The 22,582-nt window shown below is 72.9% G+C and carries 21 protein-coding genes; 11 read left to right on the top strand and 10 right to left on the bottom strand.

Annotation, left to right across the window (positions count from 1 at the left end; all coding sequences use genetic code 11):
* Positions 1–40: 40 nt before the first annotated feature.
* Positions 41–976: a helix-turn-helix domain-containing protein gene (locus tag ACP4IX_RS09285; RefSeq protein ID WP_426518246.1), complete on the top strand. Its 936-nt coding sequence runs from the start codon at positions 41–43 to the stop codon at positions 974–976.
* Between the two features lie 125 nt (positions 977–1,101).
* Here the strand turns inward: ACP4IX_RS09285 and ACP4IX_RS09280 are convergent, their stop codons facing one another.
* On the bottom strand, positions 1,102–1,707 hold the full coding sequence (locus ACP4IX_RS09280) for a class I SAM-dependent methyltransferase (RefSeq protein ID WP_426518248.1): 606 nt from the start codon (positions 1,705–1,707) through the stop codon (positions 1,102–1,104).
* A gap of 101 nt (positions 1,708–1,808) precedes the next feature.
* Between ACP4IX_RS09280 and ACP4IX_RS09275 the strand changes: the two genes are divergently transcribed.
* Complete coding sequence (locus ACP4IX_RS09275; protein WP_426555225.1) at positions 1,809–2,597, top strand: OBAP family protein; 789 nt, start codon at positions 1,809–1,811, stop codon at positions 2,595–2,597.
* Positions 2,598–2,835: 238 nt separating this feature from the next.
* Here ACP4IX_RS09275 and ACP4IX_RS09270 read toward each other — a convergent pair whose 3' ends face one another.
* From ACP4IX_RS09270 to ACP4IX_RS09260, 3 genes are read right to left on the bottom strand one after another with little or no spacing between them, the layout of a single operon-like run.
* Positions 2,836–4,500 carry a pyridoxal phosphate-dependent decarboxylase family protein gene (locus tag ACP4IX_RS09270; protein WP_426555224.1) on the bottom strand — a complete coding sequence of 555 codons (1,665 nt, stop codon included), beginning with the start codon at positions 4,498–4,500 and terminating at the stop codon, positions 2,836–2,838.
* Positions 4,497–5,930 carry an ATP-grasp domain-containing protein gene (locus tag ACP4IX_RS09265; protein ID WP_426555223.1) on the bottom strand — a complete coding sequence of 478 codons (1,434 nt, stop codon included), beginning with the start codon at positions 5,928–5,930 and terminating at the stop codon, positions 4,497–4,499. Before ACP4IX_RS09265 ends, ACP4IX_RS09270 begins: the two co-directional genes overlap by 4 nt.
* A gap of 2 nt (positions 5,931–5,932) precedes the next feature.
* Entirely contained in the window at positions 5,933–6,865 is a 933-nt protein-coding gene (locus tag ACP4IX_RS09260) for a hypothetical protein (RefSeq protein WP_426555222.1), read from the bottom strand.
* 48 nt (positions 6,866–6,913) lie between these two features.
* Between ACP4IX_RS09260 and ACP4IX_RS09255 the strand changes: the two genes are divergently transcribed.
* On the top strand, positions 6,914–8,326 hold the full coding sequence (locus ACP4IX_RS09255; RefSeq protein WP_426555221.1) for a pyridoxal phosphate-dependent decarboxylase family protein: 1,413 nt from the start codon (positions 6,914–6,916) through the stop codon (positions 8,324–8,326).
* 86 nt (positions 8,327–8,412) lie between these two features.
* On the opposite strand, the gene ACP4IX_RS09250 is transcribed toward ACP4IX_RS09255, so the two are convergent.
* The 5 genes from ACP4IX_RS09250 to ACP4IX_RS09230 form a co-directional block, all read right to left on the bottom strand.
* Complete coding sequence (locus ACP4IX_RS09250) at positions 8,413–8,688, bottom strand: hypothetical protein (RefSeq protein WP_426518260.1); 276 nt, start codon at positions 8,686–8,688, stop codon at positions 8,413–8,415.
* Positions 8,689–8,690: 2 nt separating this feature from the next.
* Positions 8,691–8,957, bottom strand: coding sequence for a hypothetical protein (locus ACP4IX_RS09245; RefSeq protein WP_426518262.1), 267 nt, complete (start codon positions 8,955–8,957; stop codon positions 8,691–8,693).
* A 75-nt stretch (positions 8,958–9,032) separates the two neighbouring features.
* Positions 9,033–10,142, bottom strand: a complete 1,110-nt coding sequence (locus tag ACP4IX_RS09240) for a 4'-phosphopantetheinyl transferase superfamily protein (RefSeq protein WP_426555220.1) — start codon at positions 10,140–10,142, stop codon at positions 9,033–9,035.
* Between the two features lie 197 nt (positions 10,143–10,339).
* Positions 10,340–11,137 carry an ABC transporter permease gene (locus tag ACP4IX_RS09235; protein WP_426555219.1) on the bottom strand — a complete coding sequence of 266 codons (798 nt, stop codon included), beginning with the start codon at positions 11,135–11,137 and terminating at the stop codon, positions 10,340–10,342.
* Positions 11,130–12,119 (bottom strand): ABC transporter ATP-binding protein, encoded by a 990-nt coding sequence (locus ACP4IX_RS09230; RefSeq protein WP_426555218.1) that lies wholly within the window; start codon positions 12,117–12,119, stop codon positions 11,130–11,132. Before ACP4IX_RS09230 ends, ACP4IX_RS09235 begins: the two co-directional genes overlap by 8 nt.
* 124 nt (positions 12,120–12,243) lie before the next feature.
* Between ACP4IX_RS09230 and ACP4IX_RS09225 the strand changes: the two genes are divergently transcribed.
* From ACP4IX_RS09225 to ACP4IX_RS09215, 3 genes are all read left to right on the top strand, one after another.
* Entirely contained in the window at positions 12,244–12,969 is a 726-nt protein-coding gene (locus tag ACP4IX_RS09225) for a TetR family transcriptional regulator (RefSeq protein ID WP_426518270.1), read from the top strand.
* Between the two features lie 366 nt (positions 12,970–13,335).
* Positions 13,336–14,016 carry a response regulator transcription factor gene (locus ACP4IX_RS09220; RefSeq protein WP_426518272.1) on the top strand — a complete coding sequence of 227 codons (681 nt, stop codon included), beginning with the start codon at positions 13,336–13,338 and terminating at the stop codon, positions 14,014–14,016.
* The gene (locus ACP4IX_RS09215) at positions 14,013–15,350 is read left to right on the top strand and encodes a sensor histidine kinase (RefSeq protein ID WP_426518274.1); all 1,338 of its coding nucleotides are present in this window, start codon (positions 14,013–14,015) and stop codon (positions 15,348–15,350) included. Before ACP4IX_RS09220 ends, ACP4IX_RS09215 begins: the two co-directional genes overlap by 4 nt.
* Here ACP4IX_RS09215 and ACP4IX_RS09210 read toward each other — a convergent pair.
* Positions 15,339–16,763, bottom strand: coding sequence for an aromatic amino acid ammonia-lyase (locus ACP4IX_RS09210; protein WP_426555217.1), 1,425 nt, complete (start codon positions 16,761–16,763; stop codon positions 15,339–15,341). The genes ACP4IX_RS09215 and ACP4IX_RS09210 overlap by 12 nt on opposite strands.
* Before the next feature lie 62 nt (positions 16,764–16,825).
* On the opposite strand from ACP4IX_RS09210, the gene ACP4IX_RS09205 reads away from it, so the two are divergent.
* Genes ACP4IX_RS09205 through ACP4IX_RS09185 form a run of 5 tightly spaced genes read left to right on the top strand, consistent with a single transcriptional unit; the run spans position 16,826 to position 22,554 of the window.
* On the top strand, positions 16,826–18,400 hold the full coding sequence (locus tag ACP4IX_RS09205; RefSeq protein WP_426518278.1) for an NAD(P)-binding domain-containing protein: 1,575 nt from the start codon (positions 16,826–16,828) through the stop codon (positions 18,398–18,400).
* Entirely contained in the window at positions 18,397–19,467 is a 1,071-nt protein-coding gene (locus ACP4IX_RS09200) for an alpha-hydroxy acid oxidase (RefSeq protein WP_426555216.1), read from the top strand. Before ACP4IX_RS09205 ends, ACP4IX_RS09200 begins: the two co-directional genes overlap by 4 nt.
* The gene (locus ACP4IX_RS09195) at positions 19,464–20,831 is read left to right on the top strand and encodes a cytochrome P450 (RefSeq protein ID WP_426555215.1); all 1,368 of its coding nucleotides are present in this window, start codon (positions 19,464–19,466) and stop codon (positions 20,829–20,831) included. Before ACP4IX_RS09200 ends, ACP4IX_RS09195 begins: the two co-directional genes overlap by 4 nt.
* Positions 20,828–20,992, top strand: coding sequence for a hypothetical protein (locus ACP4IX_RS09190; protein WP_426518283.1), 165 nt, complete (start codon positions 20,828–20,830; stop codon positions 20,990–20,992). The genes ACP4IX_RS09195 and ACP4IX_RS09190 overlap by 4 nt, the downstream gene beginning before the upstream one ends.
* Positions 20,993–21,033: 41 nt before the next feature.
* Positions 21,034–22,554, top strand: coding sequence for an MFS transporter (locus ACP4IX_RS09185; protein WP_426555214.1), 1,521 nt, complete (start codon positions 21,034–21,036; stop codon positions 22,552–22,554).
* Positions 22,555–22,582 lie beyond the last annotated feature (28 nt).

Below are 22,582 nucleotides of genomic sequence, written 5' to 3'. Positions count from 1 at the left end.
CACGATCGTCGGAAACGACATGCCCCATACACTTTCGGACATGCCTCGCGTCGCGTTGGCCGTCACCGACGGCATGCTCCACTACGAACTGTCCGTGGCCCTGGAGATCTTCGGAGCCGACCTGACCCATGTCGTGGACCCCTGGTACGACTTCGCCCTCTGCGGACCCGGCCCGGTGCGCGTCGGCCGCTTCCACCTGGAGCCCGGCCACGGGCTCGACCACCTCCGGCAGGCAGACACCGTGCTCGTGCCCGGCTGGGCCGACACCGACCGCGAACCACCGGCGCAACTGATCGACGCGGTGCGCGCGGCCCACACGGCGGGCGCCCGGGTGGCCTCCCTGTGCACGGGCGCGTTCGTCCTCGGTGCCGCCGGCCTGCTCGACGGGAAACGGGCCACCACGCACTGGGCCCACACCAGGGAGCTGGCGCGGCGGTACCCGGCCGCCACCGTCGATCCGGACGTCCTCTACGTCGACAACGGCGACGTCCTCACGTCGGCGGGCAAGGCGGCCGCCATGGACCTGTGTCTGCACCTGGTCCGCCTCGACCACGGCTCGGCCAACGCCAACAAGGTCGCCCGCCGCCTGGTCGTCCCCCCGCACCGCGACGGCGGTCAGGCCCAGTTCATCGCCACGCCCGTCCCCGAGCCGGGCGACCATCCCCTCGGCGAGCTGTTCCCCTGGGTCCTCCAACGCCTCGACCAGCCCCTCACCGTCGAGGACCTCGCCCGCCGGGCCCATCTGAGCTCACGCCACCTGGGCCGCCACTTCAAGCACCTCACCGGCACCACACCCCTGCGGTGGCTCCACATCCAGCGCATCCGCCGCGCCCAGGAGTTGCTGGAGACCACCGACGCGACCGTCGACACCGTCGCCGAGGCCTGCGGAATGGGCACCGGCGCCACCCTGCGCCGCCACTTCCAGCGCACCGTCGGTGTTCCGCCCGACACGTATCGCCGCACCTTCCGCCCCTGAGGGAACCGCTCACCCTGATCCCGGCATCCCGGCACCCACGGAGTACGCGAAGGTCTGCCACGGACCGTGCGAGGAGCCGTCGGGCCGCCCGGCGGACGCGGTGATCGAGACGTCCGGCCCCCTGGTCACCGACGGTGGACGCTGACGGCGTAACCGCCCCCGTCGTAGGGGTCGGCATCCCAGGTGGCGAAGCGGTCGACGAGGGTGAGGCCGGACGCGGCGCAGCAGTCGTCGTACTCCGGCAGCGTGAGGCCGGGCGGCACGGGCAGGTGGGCTTCGTCCAGGCCGAAGCCCGCGACCATCAGGCCGCCCGGGCGCAGGGCCGCGGACAGGCGTTCGACCACCGTGCTCTCGGTGCCGGAAGTGAGCAGCGGGATCACATTGCCCGCGGCGACGACAAGGTCGAAGCCCGCTGCGAAGCCGAGCCGGTCCGGATCGAACGCGGCCAGATCCACCTGGAACCAGGGCAGTCCCGGTGCCTGCTTCCGTGCCACCGCCAGCATCGACGCGTCAAGGTCCACCCCGACGCAGTCGTACCCGAGCTCCGCGAGCCGGATCGCGACCCGTCCGGTACCGCAGCCGGCGTCCAGCACCCGCGCTCCGGGAGGCACGAGGGCCGCGCAGAACCGCGCCTCGCCGTGCACGTCCTCGCCGCTCCGGGCCAGGGTCTCGAACCGTGCGGCGTAGTCCTCCCCGGATGTCTTCCCTGCCAAATCCGTCCAGCGGCTCATGCGGCCAACTGTAGCCCGGCCGTGTCGCCGCTCGAAGCGGCGGCCGAGCCGGCCCGCCGCGCGGCCCGTTACGGCCTCCGGGCACGGGGCACTCGCCGCCCATGGCATCCATACACGGCACCCACCGTTCACACGGTTCCGGCCGGGGACCGGCCGCGTCCGCCGCGCTCGGTGCCGCGGCAGGCGTGACGGCCGCGGCCGGTCTCCTGCTCGGCCGCAAGGCAGCCACGATCGGCAAGGTGGGCAAGGGGCACCCGCTCAAGCACCGCGCGCTGGACCTGGCGGCGGGCGCGATGCAGACGAAGTACCCGATCGACGCGATGAGCACCTACCTCAACGGCTTCCACATGTACGCCGACGACATGGGCCGCCAGGTGGAGGCCACGCACTTCTGCATCCACCTCCGGCACGACCTGCACCAGTGCGTGATCTTCGACCGGAACGCTCCCGACGCCCGTCTGATCGGCATCGAGTACATCATCAGCGAGGAGCGCTTCCGTTCCCTGCCCGAGGACGAGAAACGGCTGTGGCACAGCCACCACTACGAGGTGAAGTCCGGCAGCCTCACCGCTCCCGGCATCCCCGACCTGGCCGAGCACGCCTACTTCGAGGACCTCGTGACCACCTACGGCAAGACCTTCCACACCTGGCAGTACGACCGGGACGACTTCCCCTACGGCATCCCGCAGCTGATGATGGGCTTCACCGAGGACGGGCAGGCCTCGGACGAGATGATCCAGGCCCGGGACGACAGGCTGGGCATCTCCACGTCCCGCAAGCGGCAGAACCGGGCGGACATCCCCATGCCGGACGTGGTCCCGGGCGCCAACGCGTGGGAGAGCGGCCGGACCGTGCAGACCCGCCTCGAGGAAATGGATCTCAAGCGCTGACCGTCCCGCGCTCACCGCCCGGGTCAGCCGGGTGACGCCTGAGCCGTACACCGCCGAGGACGCCCGAGCGCCTGTCCGGTGCGACCGGAACCGTGGAAGCGGTCGGTCTCCACTGTCGCGGCCTGCGACGCGGTCTCCCGCTCCCTGAGGGCAGTGGCCGTCCGAAGCGGGTGCCGAGCGCTGTCCCCGCGGCCGGGTCACGGACGGCGGCAGGAGTGTGCGACGCCTCCTTGCGGCGTCACCGGGGCTTCTGCTGCGCCTCCCGCCCCGCCCGGACCACCAGGTCGAGCGCGGTGTCGATGTCGGCCGTGGTGGTGGCCGGGTTGATGGTGCACATCCTGAGGACCGTCCGGCCCTGGACACGGGTGGTCAGAAGCAGTGCCTGGCCCGTGGCACGGACGGCGTCGCTGACGGACTGCTGGAGGCGGTCGACGGCGGGCGGGTCGGCGGGGCAGCCCGGGGGCCGGCAGCGGAAGGTGAGGATGCCGAGGCCGGGTGCGCCGGCGAGGTCGAGGTCGGGGTGGGCGGTGATGCGGGCGGCGGCGTGGTCGGACAGGTGGAGGCCGTGCTCGACGGCACGGCGGAAGGCCGCGGCGCCGAAGGTCTTGAGGGAGAGCCACACCTTCAGGGCGCGCAGGCCCCGGGACTGCTGGGGGCCGAGGTCGTCGAGGTTGACCTCGTCGTGACGGGCCTCGGCGGGGTGGAGGTATCCGGTGTCGAGGTGGTGGCGTGCCATCCGGAAGGTGGCCCTGAGAAGCTCCGGGTTCCGGACGAGGACACAGCCGGTCTCGTAGGGCTGGAACAGCCATTTGTGCGGGTCGAAGGTGAGGGAGTCGGCGTGCCCCAGCGCGTCGCGCAGGTCGTGGCCGCGCTCGGAAAGGGCGAACGCCGCCCCGTGGGCGCCGTCGACGTGCAGCCACAGGCCGTGACGGCGGCAGAGCCGCGCGAGGTCCGTGACGGGGTCGACGGCGCCGGTGCTGGTGGTGCCGACGGTGGCGACGACGGCGAAGGGACGCAGGCCGGCGGTGAGGTCGGCGTCGATCCGGGCGGCCAGGACCCGCGGGTCGAGGCGTTGGACGGCGTCGGGTTCGAGGGCGATGAGCTGGTCGCGGCCGAGACCGAGCAGGTGGACGGCGCGGGCGACGGAGGGGTGGGCCTGGGTGGAGCAGTAGAGGCGGGCGCCGGCGAGATCACCGTCGAGGTGGTGGTCGCGGGCGGCGGCGAGTGCCGTGAGGTTGGCGACGGATCCGCCGCTGACGAACAGGCCGCCCCAGTGTCCGGGCAGGCCCAGCAGCTCTTTCAGCCAGTCCAGGGCGGTCAGTTCGACGCGGGTGGGGCCGGAACCGACCAGCCATGCGCCGGGGACGCTCAGGTGGGCGGTGGAGAGCAGGTCGGCGAGGACCGCGGGATAGTTTCCGGTGGTGGGCACGAAGGCGAAGCAGCGGGGGTGGTCGAACCGGATACCGAGCGGCAGTACGTCGTGGGCGAGGTGGTCGAGCAGTCCGGTCAGGTCGCCGCCGTCCTCGGGCAGCGGTTCGCCGAGGAGTGCCGCGAGTCCGGCGGGATCGGCGACGGTGTGCGGCGGGCCGTCCGCCACCGTGCACAGCCGCTGGACGGCGAGGTCGACGGCATGGTGGCCGGCGTCCCGCATCTCCTCGGCGGACAGGGCGAGTTCACCGGGGCGGTAGGGGTGCGGGGCCTCACCGCCGCTCGCGGAGCGGGCCGACGGCACCGGGCCGGCGTCCGGGGAGACGCCGGCCGGAGAGACATCGACCGGCGGCACGCCGGCCGGAGAGACATCGACCGGCGGCACGCCGGCCGGGGAGACATCGACCGGGGGCACGCCGGCCGGAGAGACATCGACCGGGGGGCCTGTGCCGGTGGACGTGGTGTCGCTGGTCATACGGCATCACCTGTCGTGGTTCGGATCTCCTGGGTGAGGAGTCGTTCGGTCCAGGACCGGCCCCAGGGGCCGAGGGCGGGTCGCGGGGACACGTCGCAGAGGTGGTGTCCGGTCTGCACCAGCGCGAGTTCGTCGCCGGGCAGCACCGGGCCCGGGGAGGCGTGCGGCCAGAGCAGGGCCGTCCCGGCCTCCTGCCGTGGGAGGGGATCCGGGAGAGCCGTCTCGTCGAACGTGCGGCCCTCGAGCGGTCCGAGCAGTTCGAGGGGCCCCTCTCCTGTCAGCCGGTAATGACCGGGGCGGGGCAGGCCCGTGACGTTCCCGGGCCACCGGGCGTGCACGACGAGCTGCGCGAGCCGCGGCACCGGCCGCGTCGTGGCGCGGACGGGGGGCAGTTCGGGCAGCAGACAGGCCAGCACGTGCAGCCCCAGCAGGGGCAGCAGTCCGGCGGCGGTCTCGGCCGCCTGGGCCAGGGAGGCCACCGTCTGGAAACGCGGGTTGATCTCGATGACCACGGGCGTCCCGTCGCCGACGACGAGATCGAGGCCGAAGACGCCCCGGAAGCCGTGCCGTCGCAGCGCGTCGCCGACGGCCCGGGCGGTGTCCCGGACGCGGGCGAGGAGCGGGGCGGACAGGTCGGAGTCGTCCAGGAGCTGGTTGCCGCAGTGGGTGCCCCACCCCGGGGTCAGTTCGGGCAGGCCGACAAGCTGGTGGGAGACGGCGGAGACGACGGTCCGGTCCGCTCCCGCGCAGGCGCTGACGGTCAACGGCAGTCCGGGCACGCGTCTGCTGAGCCGCAGGGTGTGGCCGGCCCACGCGTCCAGCGCCGCGGGCAGCGCGTCCGGTGTGTCCAGGGGGACGGTGCCGCGGCCCGCCAGGTTGTTCTCCCGGCGCTGGAGCACCGCGGCGTCCCAGCCGTCCGGCCAGTGGGCGGCGGCCGACGGCTGCCGCTCCGCCGGGACGACCACGTACTCGGGGACGGCGACGCCTGCCTCGGCCAGCAGTCCCAACGAGTCGATCTTGTCGGAGGCGCGGGCGGTGATACCGGCGGGCGGGGCGAGCAGAGGGCAGCCGTGCCGCCGGGCCCAGGCTCGCGCGTGGTCACCGTGTTCGGGGGCGAAGGCGACGGCGACCGTCCGCCCACCGGTGCGGTGTGCGGGCCGCGGCGGGGGCGGGGCCGTCAGCAGCGGGGAGACGGGCTCGTGCCGTACCAGTCCGGTGGCGGGGCGGCAGGTGGCCGGCAGGAACGCGGAGCGGTCGAGGAAGACGATCTCGTCGGCCAGCCGTTCCAGGTGAGCCGTCCCCTCGTCGGCCTCGACGCCTTCCAGCGTGACCGGGCGGGCGCCCTCCGGTTCCCGTACCGGAGGGAAGGCGGCGGGCGCGGGCCCGGGCCGGGTCCGTGGCCGGGCGGGTGGGGTGGCGTTCGGGCGCACGATCAGTTCCTCCGGTGGTCGGCGGTTTCGCGGCGGCGCGGCACGGGCGGCGGGGCCACGTCCGGCCGCAGGAGCCTGCCGCGGGAGACGGCCAGGCGGTCCAGGGTGTGCAAGGCGTCGGCGCCGGTCCCGAGCAGGGAGGGGCCGCGGCCGACGAAGCGGGCGCAGATGCCGTGGTGAGCCGCGTGCACGTCCGCCAGGGCGGCACCGAGTGCCCGTCCCGGAACACACCCCGCGGGGCAGGCATCGGTGTGGGCCCTGCCCCAGATCCCCAGCTGCCTCACGAGGGCCCGGTGGTCGGCGGACCACAATCCGGAGAAGCCGTCCCGCTCCTCGGGTGGTTCCATCGACGGCCGCACCTCCGTCTCGTAGGCGTGCGGGGCGAAGGACGCGGTCGCGTTCATGGCGGCCGCACTCGCCCGGAGCAGGACGGCCGCGTCCCGGGTCGCGGCCGGTCCGGGGTGACGTCCCACGGGCCGGGCGGTGGCGTCGCGCAGGGCGACGACGGTGACCGCGGTGAGCGCGAAGAACAGCCGGTGCCCCGCCCTCCAACGGGCCGTCGCGGTCCCGGCCTGCGCGCCGACGGGGGCGGGCGCGCTCGACCCGCAGACCGCCAGTGCCGTGTGCAGTGCGGCCCGGTCCTCCCCGGAGACCCAGGCACTCGCCTCGGCGGTGGTCCGCAGCAGTGCCCGCATCAGGGTGCGCGCCGGGTCGCGGGAGGTACGGGCCACACCGAAGTGCGCGTCGTACACGGCTTCCCTGGGGTCGGCGAGGGGTTCGGCGTCCCCGGGACGGAGGGCGGCACCGGAGCCGGGAACCGGCCCGAGGCCGTCGCCCGGGGCGGGCTGCCTCTCCGCTGCGCCGCGGAGTGCCGAACGGGCGTCGGGCAGCAGTTCGGGCGGGGGCAGCCACACGGGGCTCGTACGAGTGATCATGACTCCATCGGGTGTGGACCTGGGCCGTCGCGCCTCTAATTTCCGCACATGAACGAGCACGCTTTTCGGACCGCCGCGGCTGACGCGGCGGGCCGCCTGGCCGACCACTGGCGGTCCCTGGCCTCCTGCGAACTCCCCGTGGTGCCGCCCGGTCCGCCGGGCACCACGCTCAAGGCGCTCCCGGAGACCGCCCCCGAGCAGGGCGAGGACCTGGCCTGCATCCTCGAGGACACCTGGCACACGATCGTGCCGCAGCTGATGCACTGGCAGCACCCGAACTTCCTGGGCTACTACCCGACCAACAACTCGCCCGCCTCCGTCCTGGCCGAGCTGGTCACGGCGGGCCTGGGCGTCCAGGGCATGATGTGGTCGACGTCGCCCGCCGCCACGGAACTGGAACAGCGGGTGTGCGACTGGCTCGCCCGCGCCCTGGGGCTTCCGCCCCGCTTCACGCACGCGTCCGGGCTGGGCGGCGGCGTGATCCAGGACTCGGCGTCGTCGGCCGCGCTGGTCGCCGTGGCCGCCGCCCTGCACCGGGCCTCCCGGGGCCGGTGGCGCGAGCACGGGACGGAGGGCCGGCTGCGCGTCTACTGCACGGACCAGGCCAACCACAGTGTGCCCAAGGTGGTCCGCATCGCCGGCGCCGGCGAACCGGTCCTCGTCCCGACCGTCCCCGGCACGCACACCATGGATCCTGTCGCCTTGGCCGACCGCCTCGACGCCGACCGGGCCGCGGGTCTGGTGCCCGCCGCCGTCGTCGCGACCGTGGGCACCACCGCCACCTGCGCCATCGACCCGGTACCCCGGATCGGCGCCGTCTGCCGGGAACGCGGCGTCTGGCTGCACGTCGACGCCGCCTACGCCGGCAGTGCGGCGCTCTGCCCCGAACTGCGGGCCGAGGACGCGGAGTCGGAACTCGCGGAGTCCTACGCCGTCAACGCCCACAAGTGGATGCGCACCGGCATCCCTTGCGACATCCTGTGGGTCGCCGATCGCAAGGACCTGACCGACGCGCTCGGCGCGACCTCCTCCTACCTGCGCAACGACGCCACCGACTCGGGGCAGGTCGTCGACTTCAAGGACTGGCAGGTGCCGCTCGGCCGCCCGATGCGCGCCCTGAAACTCTGGTACGTACTGCGCGCTCACGGACTGGAGGGACTGCGGGAGGTGATCCGGCACGACATCCGGCTCGCCGCCCTGCTCGCCTCCCTGGTCGAGCGGGAGCCCGGCTTCCGTCTCGTGGCCCACCGGCTCGGGCTCGTCGTCCTCCGCGCGGAGACCGACGAGTCGACCCGGGAGGTCACCCGTCGCCTCACCGGGAAGCCCCAGGTCCTGTGCACTCCCGCCACCGTGGACGGCCGGCCGGTGCTCCGCGCCGCCCTGGGGTCCCCGTACGCCGACGAGACGACCGTCCGCCGGGCGTGGGACACCGTCCGGGCCTGCGCCTCGCCCGCGTCCTGACGGGCCGGACGGCCCGCCGGGACCGGCCGGAGTCACTCCCCCGGCCGGTCCCGGTCCGGCCGGGTCCGGCCGGCCGGACCGCTCCGTCACAACAGGCTCGGACGGACACCGATGAAGTCGACCAGCGTGTGGCTGACGCTGTCCTCCTTCACGATGCTCTGCCCGCTGGCCTGCAGGGCCTGGCATCCGTCGCCGACCTGGGCCCCGGGCGAGAGCAGCACGACGTTGCAGAGCATCACCGGTTTCTGCTCGGTCTGGTTGGAGTCGGCCGCGGCCTCCGCCCCGTTCGCCACAACGGCGGCGAACGCCGTCAGCGACAGGCCGGCCGCACGCATCACGCCCCTGGAACGTCCTGCCGTCATGTTCAGGCCCCCAGGGCGGCCGGCACGGCGATGTCGAGCCGGTTGACCAGATCGACGTCCTCGGTGTGGGTCTTCAGCACGCCCTGCCTCACGCTCTGCCGTGCCTCGCACGAACTGTGAGCGGTGGTGGCGGCCGCCGGCCCGGTGTCACACAGCATCGACGGGCTGTGGGTGTTGATGTTGGTGTCCGCCGCGGCCACTCCTGCGGCGGCCGGCACCAGCACCCCCGCGGCCAGGGCCGCGGCGCCGACGAACTGACGGGTACGCATCGATGAACTCCTGAACTGAACGGGGACACCCGCCCCGGCTTCTCCGGCCGGACGCGGAGGGGGAAGGACGAAGCCTCAGGGCAGCAGGCCGTCGAGCGGCGTGATCACGTCGGCGAAGTCGACGAGGTCGACGCTCTTGCTGTGGTGCTTGACCATCTGCTGGTCGACGCGCTGGTCCGTGACGCACGACTGCCCCTCGCCGCTCGCGGAAAGCAGCCCCGAACCGCACTTCATCGGCGGGTCGGCCAGATTGTCGTTGCTGTCCGCGTGGGCCGTCCCGCCCGCGCCCGCCATCATCAGGCCGCAGCAGAGCGTCACCACAACGCGCCTGCACCCATTCGCCATGTGTGCCATCTTCACCACTTTCACCGGTAACTCACGGCTTGTACGTGGTGACAACGGGGTACTCCGGTCGGAGGACACTGCCTTGTGAAAAGCGGTTTTCCCGGCAATACGTTCGGGTGGCCCGAGGCTGCCCCGCTGCTGCGGCCCGAGGCTGCTCCCGCTGCTGCGGCCGACGGTGGACGCGGGCCGGCCGGGCCGCAGGACGGGCCCGGGGGTCTGCGCGTACGGCCGACCATCCGGCTGTGGGTGGGCCCTCGAGGGGCTCCGGGGCGGGCGGTGCCCGGCCCGGAGCCCCTCGAGGCCGCCTTCAGCAGACGGTGAGCAGGTCTTTGGCTGCGGGCTCGGCGAGAGAGATGTCGCTCTCGTCCTCTCTGGGTATTTCACATAGCTCTCCTTGAGCGTCCAGATCTGTACGAGCCGGCGCGCCCGCTCACCGGCCGGCGCCGCGCAGATGCAGGCGTGCTCGTCCGGCGCGAACCGGTGGGCGATGTCGACGGTCCCCGCACTGGTGTGCTCGACGTCCACGCCGATCTCCGTGGCACCCGTGGCGCACGCCACCCACCGCCCGGAATGCGACAGGCTGAAGTGCAGGTCGGGCCGGTTCACCAGGATCGGTTTGCCGAACTCGTTCCGGTCCAGGACCAGGTCGCGGGCGCGCAGGCCGTGGTGTTCGAGCAGGGCGTAGCGCAGCAGCACGCCGGCCGCCAGACACCGCTTCCGGTCCGCCGGGAAGTGGAACCTGTCCGCGCGCGCCCGCCGCTCGGCCGGCACGGCCTGCCGGAACCGTTCCGTGTCGGCGTCCGAGAGCCGGTCGATGTCGAGGACGAGGACCGTCGGCACCTCGTCACCACCGCTCGGCCGTCAGCCTGCCGACGGGCTCGCCCCGGTCGTCCGACGCGCTCCCTCGGGCCCTCTGGGTACCCTAAGGACAGGTCAACGCACTGGACGCCGTCGGAGGGTTGGGATTTTCCCATGACTTCGATGCGCCGGCGAACCGGCGAAAGGATCACCTCACGCCGGCCGCCCGATGCTCCGTCTCAGGCTCGACGGACCAGTGCGCGGACGCTGATCACCAGCCCGAGCAGGCACCAGGCCGACAGCACGGCCAGATCGGTCCAGTCCACACCCCCGCCGCCCGACACCAGCCCGGAACGGAGCAGGTCACCGGCGGGCCGGAACGGGAGCACGTCGTGGACCGCCCTGAGCCAGCCGGGCAGCTGGCTCTCCGGGAAGGTGATCGGCGAGAACAGCATGACGAAGAAGACCAGCACCTGGCTGGCGAGTTGGGCCAGCAGCGGCGGCAGGAGCACGGCGAGCGCGTAGCCGACCGACGTGGCCATCACCGCGGTCAGGACGGACGCGGCGATCAGGACGGGCCAGTCGAAGCTGTAGGTCAGGTCGTAGCGCAGCCAGGCCACGAAGACGGAGACGGGGATGCCCGGCAGCGCGACCACCAGCCAGACCGTCAGGTCGGCCAGCAGGTGGAGCGGACGGGGCACCGGCAGCGCCCGCAGGTAGGTGAAGGTGCCGCTGGTGCGTGATTGCGCCACGCCCTGGGGGACCATCACGAGGCCGATGACCATGAGCAGCACGGTGGGGGTGCCCGTGGACAGGAACAGGGCCGCGGGAGTGTTGATGTCGCTGATGAGGAACCCGAAGCCGACGATGATGCCGGCGGCGAGCACCGCCTGGACGATGATGATCAGCGGCAGCATCGCGCCGATCTGGGCCATGTTCCAGCGCAGCAGGTTTCCGTAGGTCGCCCACAGGCCGGTGCGCGGCGGAACGGCGCGAGGCACCCGTGTGCGGGGCGCGACGACGGTTGCCTCAGACATGGGTTGCTTCCTCCGTGGTGGCGGCCGCGCCCGGGCTTGCTCCGGTGGTGGCGGCGAGGTAGACGTCTTCGAGGGTGGCGGGGGCCAGCGAGTACTCCTCGATGAGCCGGCTCGAGCGCAGCCTCGTGGCCCAGGAGACGGCTGCCTCGGCATCACCCGGGCCGAGGGTCAGCAGCACCCGGCGGCCGAGGCGGACCCGGCGGGTCACCGGAATGGGCACGGCGGCCAGGGGGTCGGAGGGGTCCGCGCCGTCGGGGTTCAGCGAGAGCTCGAGTCGCAGGTCGTTGTCGCCGGACCCCCGCAGGCCGCTGGGCGAGCCGGCGGCGACGACCTTGCCGTGGTCGAGCACGACCAGCTCGTCCACCACCCGCTCGGCCTCCACCACGTTGTGGGTGACGAGCAGGACCCCCGCGCCGTCGTCGCCGAGGCGGCGGACGGTGTCCCACAGGCGACGCCGGCGGCCCGCGTCGACGTCGTTGGTGGGCTCGTCGAGGATGACCAGGGGCACGGGCGCGACCGCGGCCATGGCGAACGCGGCCAGACGGCGCACACCGCCGGACAGACCGCGGCCGTCCGGCAGGGCGCGCCGGTCGAGCCACTCGTGGATGTCCAGTTCGTCGGCGAGCGTGCGCGCGGCGGCCGATGCCGCCGTACGGGACATGCCGCGCAGGCGTCCGGCGATCTCGATCGCCCCCCTGGGCGTCAGACCGTCTATCGGCGCCTGGGACTGTGCCTGGAGCGCGACGCAGCGGCGGGCCGTGGCCGGGTCCGCGACCGCGTCCACACCGGCCACCCGGATCGACCCGCTGTCGGGCTTGAGCAGGCCCACGATCTGCGAGACCAGCGTGGTCTTGCCGGCGCCGTTGTGTCCGAGCAGCCCGACCACCTCGCCCGCCCTGACCCGCAGATCGACCCCGTCGTTCGCGACGACCGGGCCGAACCTCCTCGTGAGGCCCCGGACCTCCAACACCGCGTCAGTCATGCCTGATCCTCCGTCATCGGGGCCTCGCCCGGGTCACTTTCGATACCGTCGGTATTCAGATTCTCACGGTATCTAAATCCCATTGGTATCGCGATGCTGCGGGTACGTCAACTACGATGGGGACATGAACCAGCGCGCCTTGACGACCACGCCCCGGGTACGGCGGAGCCGTACCGAGCAGAAGCGGGAGACCCGTGACGCGCTGACGATGGCGGCGCTGGGCACCTTCGCGCGCGACGGCTACCACGGGGCGAGCCTGGAGGGGATCGCCAACGAGGCGGGATTCTCCAAGGGCGCGGTCTACTCGAACTTCGGCGGCAAGGCCGAACTGTTCCTGGCGGTGATGGACCACAACCTGGAAGCGCTTCGCGGCGAGGACTGGGACCCGTTCGCGACACCCGAGGCGTCGGGCCCCGCCGCGTCCTCGCCGGACAAGGACACCGGCCAGGCCGAGGAGGCGGCGGAGATGGTCCGCGGCTTCGGACTCGCCATGCTGGAGTTCATCGCGACCGCCGCCCGCGACGACAAGCTCACCGACCTGCTCCGCGCACGCGTCCAGGTCCTCCTCCAGGCCTACGGACGGGTCGCCACCGCGCGCCGGCCGGACGGCGAGCACCTCCCGTCCGACGATGTCGCACAGCTCATGACCGCCCTCGACCAGGGAGTGTCCGTGCTCGCCCTCAGCGGTATCGCCTCGGTCGACGGCGCCCTGTTGCGCACCGGCCTGCGTCGGCTCGTGGACCCGGCGAACGCCGCCAACGACCCGTCGCCGGCCCGGGACGGTCACGCCTCGCACCAGCCGGACGTCGAGTGGGTGCGCCGACTCACCCAGGACACACCCGACGCCTGAGCACGCCCCTGACCCGCGTCCGGAACCTCGCCCCCCCGGATCCCCTGTCCCGCGTCGGGTCCGGCGAGCGCCTCGGCCGGCACACGCGAAGACCCAAGGGTCGATCGCCTGGCTCTTCGGCTGCCGCCGCCTCGTCCCCGCCGGTGTCCGCCGGGCTCCGTCGAGGCAACCGCCGCAGTGTCCCGCGTCGTCGACGGTGCGGCGCGCGGCCGGTCCCCTCGTACCGCGCCCGTCCGCCCGCACGGTCCGCCACCGCGTCCCTCCCCCGGCCCATTCCTTGTCCGGCCGCCTCCTCGGCCGGCCGGGAACCCCCTCCCGCACAGGGGCGTTGACAGGGGTTGCGGGGCGGGCGAGGGGAGCAGAACTGTGACGCGGAGACACGCGCGGGGTCCTTGGCGGCTGCTGCTGGTCGAGGACGACCGGGAGCTGGTCGGCATGCTCTCCGGCATACTGCGGGACGAGGGGTACGCGGTCGACGTCGCGGCCGACGGCCAGCGGGGCCTGCACCTCGGCCTCTCCCGGCAGTACGACGTGCTCGTCGTCGACCGACGCCTGCCGGCGCTCGACGGCCTCGACCTCGTGAACCGGTTACGGTCCCGCGCCGTCCGGACGCCGGTCCTGCTGCTGACCGCGATGGGGACGGTCCACGACCGGGTCGACGGGCTGGACGCCGGTGCCGACGACTACCTCGTCAAGCCGTTCGAGCTCGACGAACTGAGCGCTCGATTACGGGCGTTGTGCCGGCGGGCGCTCGAAGCCACCGATGTCCTCAGGATCGGATCGGGACGCCTGCACGTCGGCCGCCGGGAGGTCGAGCTGGCCAGTGGCGAGCAGGTCGCCCTCGCGGCCCGGGAGTTCGCGCTGCTGTGGGTGCTCGCCTCGCGCCCCGCGACCGTGCACTCGCGGGCGGAGCTGCGCCGGCTGGTGTTCCAGGAGGCGCCCGCGTCGTCCATCGTCGACACCTACGTCTACTACCTCCGCCGCAAGCTCGGCCGGCAGGTCGTGCGCACGGTCCGCGGTCTCGGTTACCGCCTGGGGACACTGTGAGGCGCTCAGCCCCCACCGAGTGGGCGGCGGTGCGCCGGGCGCGTCTGCGGATCGCCGTGATCACCGCGGCGATCATCACGCTGCTGATCACGGTCGTCGGCGGCATCGCGCACACCGTCATGGTGCACGGGCAGAACGAGCAGGTGTGGCGTGAGCTGCGCTACGGCGCAGGCTACGGCGATCTGACCAGCCCGCCGGTCTGCACCTGGCTGTACGCGCCCGGCGTGGCCCCGCTGTCCAACGCCCCGGACGGATTCCCGCTGCGCGCCGACCTGGACCGGGTGCGGCGCACCCACGAGGCCGTGGAGCGCACCGTGGAACGCAACCACACGGTCTACCTGGTGCGCACGCAGCTCCGGGCGGACGGGGACGTGGTGCAGGCGGTGTTCGACATGCGCTTCCAGCTGGCCGACCGTAACCATCTCTGGTTCGCGCTGGGCGTGGCCGAATTGGTGGGGCTGCTCGCCGCGGCCGTCACCGGGGCGCTCCTCGGACGACGGGCCGTGGCCCCGCTGGCGGAGGCCCTCACCCGGCAGCAGCAGTTCGTCACGGACGCCAGTCACGAGCTGCGCACTCCCGTCACCCAGGTGCACACGCGGGCGCAGGTGCTGGCCCGGCAGGCGGCTGACCAGGATCTGCCGGTCCCCCACCGCGACGGGCTGGACCGGCTGGTCACTTCGGCCGGCCGGCTCGGCGAGGTGCTCGACGACCTGCTGCTGTCCGCGAGCCTCGCGGCAGGCCCGGCACGGCCGTCGGAACGCCGGCCGGTCGACCTGGTCGCGCTGGCCCGGGCAGTGGTGGCCGAGGAGTCGGACCGGGCGCGGGCCCGTCGCCTCACCGTCGTCGTGGACGGCCCCCCGCGTCCCCTCTTCGTCGACGGTATACAGTCCGCGCTGCGCCGCGCCGTCGGTGAGCTGCTGTCCAACGCGATCAGCCACACCCCCGCCGAGGGGCGGATCGAGGTGACGCTGTCGCGCTCCGCCGGCATGGTCGGGCTGGCCGTCACGGACACCGGGCCCGGCTTCGACCCGGCCACGGTGGAACAGCTGTTCCAGAGATTCCACCGTGGCAGCGGCGACGGCGGACGGTACGGGCTGGGGCTCGCGCTGCTGCGGGAGGTCGTCACGCGCCACCGGGGCACGGTCACCGCCACCGGCCGTCCGGGCCACGGCGCCCGTTTCGTCATCCGGCTGCCGGAGTACGATCCCCTGCCCGGCGTCCCGGCCCCGGCGGGTCCGGTCACGGCAGCTCGCGCGCGGCGAGCAGGCCTGCCGCGGCGCGGACGTCCGCGTCCAGCGGACGGTCCGGCTCGACCGGGGGGATCACCTCGATGAGAGCGTCGAGGAGTTCCGCAGACCGGGGCGCGGTGGGACGGCGGGCGCCGACGTGGACGGCTTGGCGCAGACCGAGCGCGAGGGAGCCAACAGCAGGCCGAGCAGCTCCGCCATGTCGTAGGAGCGCAGGGCGGCCTGGGTGCCGAACGGCACGACGTCCTGGTTGTGCAGGTTCGTCGGCAGGCTCTGCATCCCGGCCGGTGTCGCGTTGCGGCGGATCTCCGCGACGAACGCGGTGGCCGCGAGCTGTACGCCCTGGAGACCGTGCTGAAGGCCCGGTGCGGTGGCGAGCATCGGGGGCAGCCCTCCATTGCGTGCCGGGTCCGTCAGCAGGTCCAGCTGGCGTTCGGCGAGGTTGCCCAGCTGGGCGGTGACAGAGGCCAGCAGGTCGGCCGCGAACGCGGCGGGCTGCCCGAAGAAGTTCCCGCCGTGCACCACCTTTCCCTTCTGCGCGTCGTCGTCGGGGAAGAGCAGCGGGTTGTCGCTGACGCCGCCGAGATCCGCGGCGACCACACCGTCGACGTAGCGCAGCGCGTCCTCGGCGGCGCCGAGCAACTGGGGGGCGCAACGGATGCTGTACGGCTCCTGCAGCGGACGCGTTCCGGAGGGGACGATGCCGGTGAGCGTCCGCCGCATCCGCGCGCCGACGTCGATCGCGCCGGTGTGGCCGTAGACGCGCAGCAGGTCCCCGTCGAGGAAGCCGGGATCGCAGCCGAGAGTGTCGGCCAGCAGACAGGTGAGGGCCATGAGTGAACGGAGCGCCGTGCGGACGGTGTCGCGGGCGAGTGCCGTCGCCGCGGTGGTGACGGAGGTGCCGTTGACGAGGGCCAGCGCGTCGCGGCCGTCGAGAGCGAGCGGACGGAGCCCGGCGGCGGTCAGCGCCTCGTCGGCCGGCATGCGGCGGCCGTCCACGTAGGCGTGCCCCCGGCCGCGCAGGGCCTGGGTGGCGTAGGCGAGCGGGATCAGGTCACCACTGGCCCCGACGGATCCGTAGCGGGGGACGGCGGGCGAGAACGTCGTGGCGAACATCGCGGCGAGCCGGTCGACGACCTCCGCGGACACACCGGAAACACCCTGGGCGAGGGACCAGGTGCGCAGCAGGAGGGCGGCGCGGCAGATCTCGTGCGGCAGGTCCGGTCCTTGACCGGCCCCGAGGTGGGCCAGGGTGTTGTCGCACTGGTCCGCCTCGTCGGGACGGCCGGCGTACCCCACGAGTGCGCCGAACCCGGTGGTGGCGCCGTAGATCCGGGGGGAATCGCCACCGTGCCGCAGGCCGTGGAGGAACCGGCGGCCGCGGTCCAGCCGCGCCCGGACCCCGGCGTCCACGCCGACGGTGAGCGGTGTCGCCGCGCGGCGCAGGGCGGCGGAGTCCAGGGGGCCGGCGAGGGAGACCATGTCCGTGGTGGTGAGCACGTCCGGAAACATAGGCGGGGAATCTCAGAGCGCTCTGAAATCCGGTGACTAGCTTCCGGAGCATGACCCATGACTACCTGATCATCGGCGCGGGGCCCGCCGGGCTGCAACTCGCCGCCTTCCTGGAGCGGGACGGCGCGGACTACGTCCTTCTGGAGCGCGGCAGTGGTCCGGGCACGTTCTTCACGCGGTTCCCCCGGCACCGCTTTCTGATCTCGAACAACAAGGTGCACACGGGGTACGACGATCCGGAGCTGCGGCTGCGGATGGACTGGAACTCCCTGCTGAGCGACGACCCGGAGCTGCTGTTCACCCGGTACAGCCCCCGCTACTTCCCGCCGGCCGACGACCTGGTGCGCTACCTGACGGACTTCGCCGCCCGGACCGGGGTGCGCGTGCGGTACGACACCTCCGTCGAGAAGGTCTCCCGCGACGCCGGGGTCTTCACCGTCACCGACCACACGGGGCAGGCGTGGCGTGCCCGGCGTCTGGTGGCCGCCACCGGAGTGCCCGTGCCGAACGTGCCGTCGATCCCGGGCATCGAACTGGCCGAACGCTACGACACGATCGACACCGACCCGGAGTCCTTCACCGATCAGCGGGTGCTCATCATCGGCCGGGGCAACTCCGCCTTCGAGACGGCCGAGAACCTGATGGAGACCGCGGCGGTCATCCACGTCGTCGGCTCGGGCTCGCTGAAGATGGCCTGGCGGACGCACTATGTGGGACACCTGCGCGCGGTCTACAACAACTTCCTGGACAGCTACCAGCTGAAGTCGCAGAACGCTCTCCTCGACGGCCGGGTGCTCGCCGTCAGACGTGAGCCGGACGGCTTTCACGTACCGGTCTCCTTCGAGCGGGTCGACGAGGTGGTCAAGGAGATCCGCTACGACCGGGTGATCGTCGCGACCGGCTTCCGGTTCGACGGCTCGATCTTCGACGACACCTGCACGCCGGACCTGATCGTCGACGGCCGTTTCCCGGAGTTGACGCCTCTCGGCGAGTCGGTCAACGTACCCGGTCTGTACTTCGCGGGGACACTGATGCAGGGCCGCGACTTCGGGAAGTCCACGACCGGCTTCATCCACGGCTTCCGCTACGCGGTGCGGGCGCTGCACCGTGGACTGCGGCAGCAGTACGACAGGGTGCCCTGGCCGACGACGGTGCTCGGGGACGCCACGGAGCGGGCCGTCGACGCGGTGATCACCCGCGTCAACCGGTCCTCCGCGCTGTGGCAGCAGTTCGCCGTCCTCGGCGACCTGCTGCTCCTCGCCCCGGACGGCACGCTGCGCTACGCCGAGGAGGTGCCCGTCGGCCACGTGCCGGGCGCCGTGCGCGCCGGGGACTTCGGTGAGGTGGACGCCTACGCGGTGATCACCCTGGAATACGGGGAGGACCACGACCGGGTGGACCCCTTCGACGTCACCGCGGGCCGCAAGTCCCAGCAGGACGCGTCGGGCCTGGACGGACGCTATCTGCATCCGGTCGTCCGCTGGTACCGGGACGGTGAGTTCGTCGCCGAGCACCACCTCGCCGAGAACCTGGAGAACGAGTGGGACAGCGAGGAGGTCCACCGCGCCCCGCTGGACGCCTTCCTCACCGCGCACCGGAGCCCGGCCACCCCGGTGGCGTCGTGACGCTCCGGGAACTGCACGACAGCGCACGGAAGACACTGGATCCGGTCCCCTACGACTACGTGGCGGGCGGCGCGGGCGAGGAACGCGTCCTCGTCGGCAACGAGAAGGCATTCGACCGGTACGCGCTGCTGCCGAGGGTGCTGAGCGGCAGCGAAACGCGGGACACCGCCGTCGACCTGCCGGGGGCCCGGCAGGTGGCGCCGGTGATCGTCGCACCCACCGCCTTCCACCGGCTGGTGCACCGGGGCGGCGAGCGGGCCACGGCCCGGGCCGCCGCGGCCGAGGGAGCCGTCCTGGTGACGGGGACGGCCGCGACCACCGCGGTCCTCGACGTCGTCGCCGCGGCGCGCGAAGCGGCGTCCGACCCGGCCGTGTGGTTCCAGCTGTATCTGCACCCCCGCGGGGAGGTCACCTCCGCCCTCGTCCGGCGCGCCGAGGAAGCGGGCTGCACGGCACTGGTGATCACCGTCGACTCGCCGGTGTTCGGCCGGCACACCAGGGACCTGCGGAACGGGTTCACCGACCTGCCGCCCGGACTCGCCTCGGAGAACATGCGCGACCTGCCCGGTGCCGGACCGGGCGCGCTCACCGCCATCCCCATGTCCCCGGCGGTCCGCTGGCCGGACTTCGCCGAGGCCCTGCGCGGTACCTCACTTCCCGTGCTGATCAAGGGAGTACTGCATCCGGAGGACGCACGGCTGGCCGTCGAGCACGGTGCGGCCGGGGTGATCGTCTCCAACCACGGGGGCCGCCAGTGCGACGCGGTCCCAGCTGCCGTGGACTGCCTGCCCGCCATCACCGAGGCGGTCGCGGGCCGGGTGCCGGTCCTGCTCGACGGAGGGGTGCGCCGGGGCAGCGACGTCGCGGTCGCGCTCGCCCTGGGCGCGACCGCCGTCGGCGTGGGACGCCCGGTGATGTGGGGTCTGGCCGCCGAGGGGGAGACGGGGGTACGGCGGGTCCTGTCGACACTGCGGGAGGAGTACGACCACACGCTCGCCCTGTGCGGCGGGCGCCGGAACGCCGATCTGACGGCCGACATGGTCGTGCGGAACGGGGGGCCGCGGTGAGGAACCGGACGAGGACGCAGGCGTGGTGGCTGCCGCGCGCTGTGGTGGCGCTGCGCGTACGCATCTTCGAGAAGGTCAACGGCGACCGGGTGGTGACCCTGCCCAACGCCATCCACGGGCCGGAGGTGTTCGAGCGGGTCTACGCCCACCCGGCCGCGAACGGGCGGAGCGAGGGGGCGGGCCTGTCCGACCTGTTCTGGTACTGGCTGGCGCCGGGGCCCGAGGTGCACCAGGAACACTTGGAGCCCGGCGAACGCTACGAGGACGTAGCCGCGACGACGCGGCGCATCGTCGCCGGAAACTCGGCCGATCTCACGGCGGCAGCGGCCCGCGCCGTCGCCGGCGCGCTGGACACGCTGCCGGACACGCGGATCAGCCTCGTACGGCTGCGGGACCTGGTGATGCCCGCGTGGGCCGGGTTCTGCTACGAGCTCGTCTTCCGGGAGCCGTGCCCGCCGCGCGCCCGGGACCTGATCACCGCTCACGCCGATGACGTGATCACCGCCCTGAAGTGCACCGGTCTACGCCATCCGCGCCGCCGGGCCCGACTGACCGCCTATCTGCGGGACCGGGTCGCGGCCGGCCACGTACCGCACCCGCTGCCGGCCTCCCTGTCGGTGCCGGAGCAGGTGCACTACCTGCAAGGGACCTTCTTCAACACGGCGGTCGTGCAACTGTCCGAGGCGACCGCGCACGTCCTGTTCGCCCTCGCCCACCACCCGCGGGTGCAGCAGCGCCTGGCCGCGGATCCCGAGGACGACCGGTACCTGACGCAGGTGCTCGACGAGACGATGCGGCTGTACCCGCTGTTCGGCATCGCCCACCGGATCACCACGGGTGAGATCCCGCTCGACGAGGCGACGGTGCTGCCGGCGGGCTCCGTGGTGTGCTTCAGCTACCCCGACTACCACGCCACCGGATACGAACGGCCCGAGGAGTTCGACCCCGACCGCTGGACCCGCCTGACCGCCAGGGACGTCCACCACATCCCGTACGGCATGGCAGCGAACCGCCCCTGTCCGGCCTGGCGGATCTCGCCGCTCGTACTGCGCGCCGCGGTCCGCGAGGTGCTGGGCCGCTTCCGGCTGGACTCCACGGCCGCGCACACCCGCTCCATCCCGCACCGGGCGCCGTGCCTGCTGATTCCGCGCGGCCTGCCTCCCCGGCCCCGCCGCCTGGAGGCGTTGCGGACCTTCGTCCGGCTGCGGGACGGGGTGGAGGACGTCACCCGGAGCGTACGCCAGTTGGTGCTCGGCACGGTCATGGTCCTGCATGCCCGCCGACGGCGTCCGGCGGCACGGTACTTCGAGGAGCAGCGGGCCGGACGCTGTCCGGTCCGCCACCCGGAAAGGGGCGCCGGATGACTCGCACGGAGCTCGGCCCCGCGTTCGTTCCGGCGGTCGTGGTCCCGGCCGGCTGCCGGGTCGTGAGCCGTTGGCCGCGACCGCACGGAGCGCCGCCCGTCGCCGAGGCGGGCCGCTTCCGCGGCGAGCCCCGTCAGAGCTTCTACAGGGTGGAGAACTGACCTTGCCCGCACAACCAGCTTCGCTGATACCCCGGCCCTTGATGTTCTGGACCGGCGTCGCCCTCACCTGCGCCGGCGTCGGCCAGCACGTGTGGATGTTCATCGATTCCGCGTCCATGGGGTTCCACATGGCCATGATGGGAACGTCGGAGATGATGTGGGCCGCCATGGCCGCCATCGTCGTGGGCGTGGTGATCTCCGGGTTCGCGGTCGTGCAGCCCCCTGGAGCAGGCCCCGCGGCCGGCCCCGCCCCGGCCCGGGCGAGCCGGCACAGTCTCATCGCCGTTCTGAGCTTCGCGCTGATGGTCGACCAGATGAAACCCGCCACCCTGGCGTTCATCCAGCCCGGCATGCGTGCCGAGTTCCATCTCAGCGCCGCTGAGATCTCGTGGTTGCCCACCGTGGCACTCAGCGGCACGGTACTGGGATCACTCGTGGGGGGCCGTGCCGCGGACCGAATCGGGCGCAGGGCCACGATCCTCATCGCGTCCCTCCTCTTTCTCGGTACGACGGTGTGCGGCGCCATGACGACCTACAGCGGCATCCTGGTCATGTGCGCTCTGATGGGGATGGCGGCCGGAGGCATGCTGCCCGTCGTCTACGCCCTGATGACCGAGAGTCTGCCGCCCGGACGACGCGCGGCCATCATGGTGCTCCAGGCCGGGCTCACCACCACCGGCGGCTACATGGCAGCCGCCGGACTGGCCGCGGTGCTGATCCCGCTGACCGGGTGGCGCGTCCTCTGGTTCGCCCAGCTCCCACTGGTCCTGATCCTGATCGCGCTGAACCGGTGGATCCCGGAGTCGGCCGCCTTCACCGCCCAGCGGTCCCAGGCCGGGCGCGTCCCCGCCTCCACCCTGTTCAAACGCCCTCAGACGGCCAAGACTCTGGTCGTCAGCGGTTACGCACTCGCCTGGGGCCTCGTCTACTGGGGTTTCATCACCTTCCTGCCCAGTCTGCTGGAGGCCTCGAACGAGGGGGGCATGTCCGCCGCCACGCTGCTGTTCGTCTCGTCGCTGTTGTCCATCCCCACCTGCGTCGCGGCCGCATGGCTCTACATGCGCTGGTCGGCGAAGGGCACCATGGTCGTCTACGCGGCCCTCACCGTCGCGGCGCTGCTCGCTCTGGCCGCCGTCGGGACGGACGGCAGCCGGCCTGTCCTCCTGACCGCCGTGATGCTGCTGTTCGCCGGGACCGCCGGTGTCATCGCACTCATCGGCCCCTACACGGCCGAGATCTACCCGATGGCCATCCGGGGGACCGCCGGCGGCTGGGCCGCGGCGGTCGGCAAATCAGGCGGAGCCTTCGGGCCCCCTCTCATCGCTCTGGTCCTCTCCGCGCCGGGAGGCATGCGCACCGCCGCGGTGCTCGTCGCTCTCCCCATGGCCGTCGCGGGGGGAGCCGTCGCCCTCCGCGGGAGCGACCCGCAGGCCGCTGCCCGGCATCCCGAAGACGCCGGGCTGAACGCCGAACTCGACGATCTGGTGCGCGGCGAGGCCGTCACCACCGAGAAGACCGTGCCGGCAACGCCCGCACCGGGCAACGAGGGCACGGCGCCGTGAGCGGTGGCGTCCATGGCGTCGCGCGCGC

The sequence above is a fragment of the Streptomyces sp. WG5 genome, from assembly GCF_049974565.1.
Lineage (GTDB): Bacteria > Actinomycetota > Actinomycetes > Streptomycetales > Streptomycetaceae > Streptomyces.
Note: the sequence above shows the minus strand (reverse complement) of the source record. Positions and strands in the feature narration are given on the sequence as shown.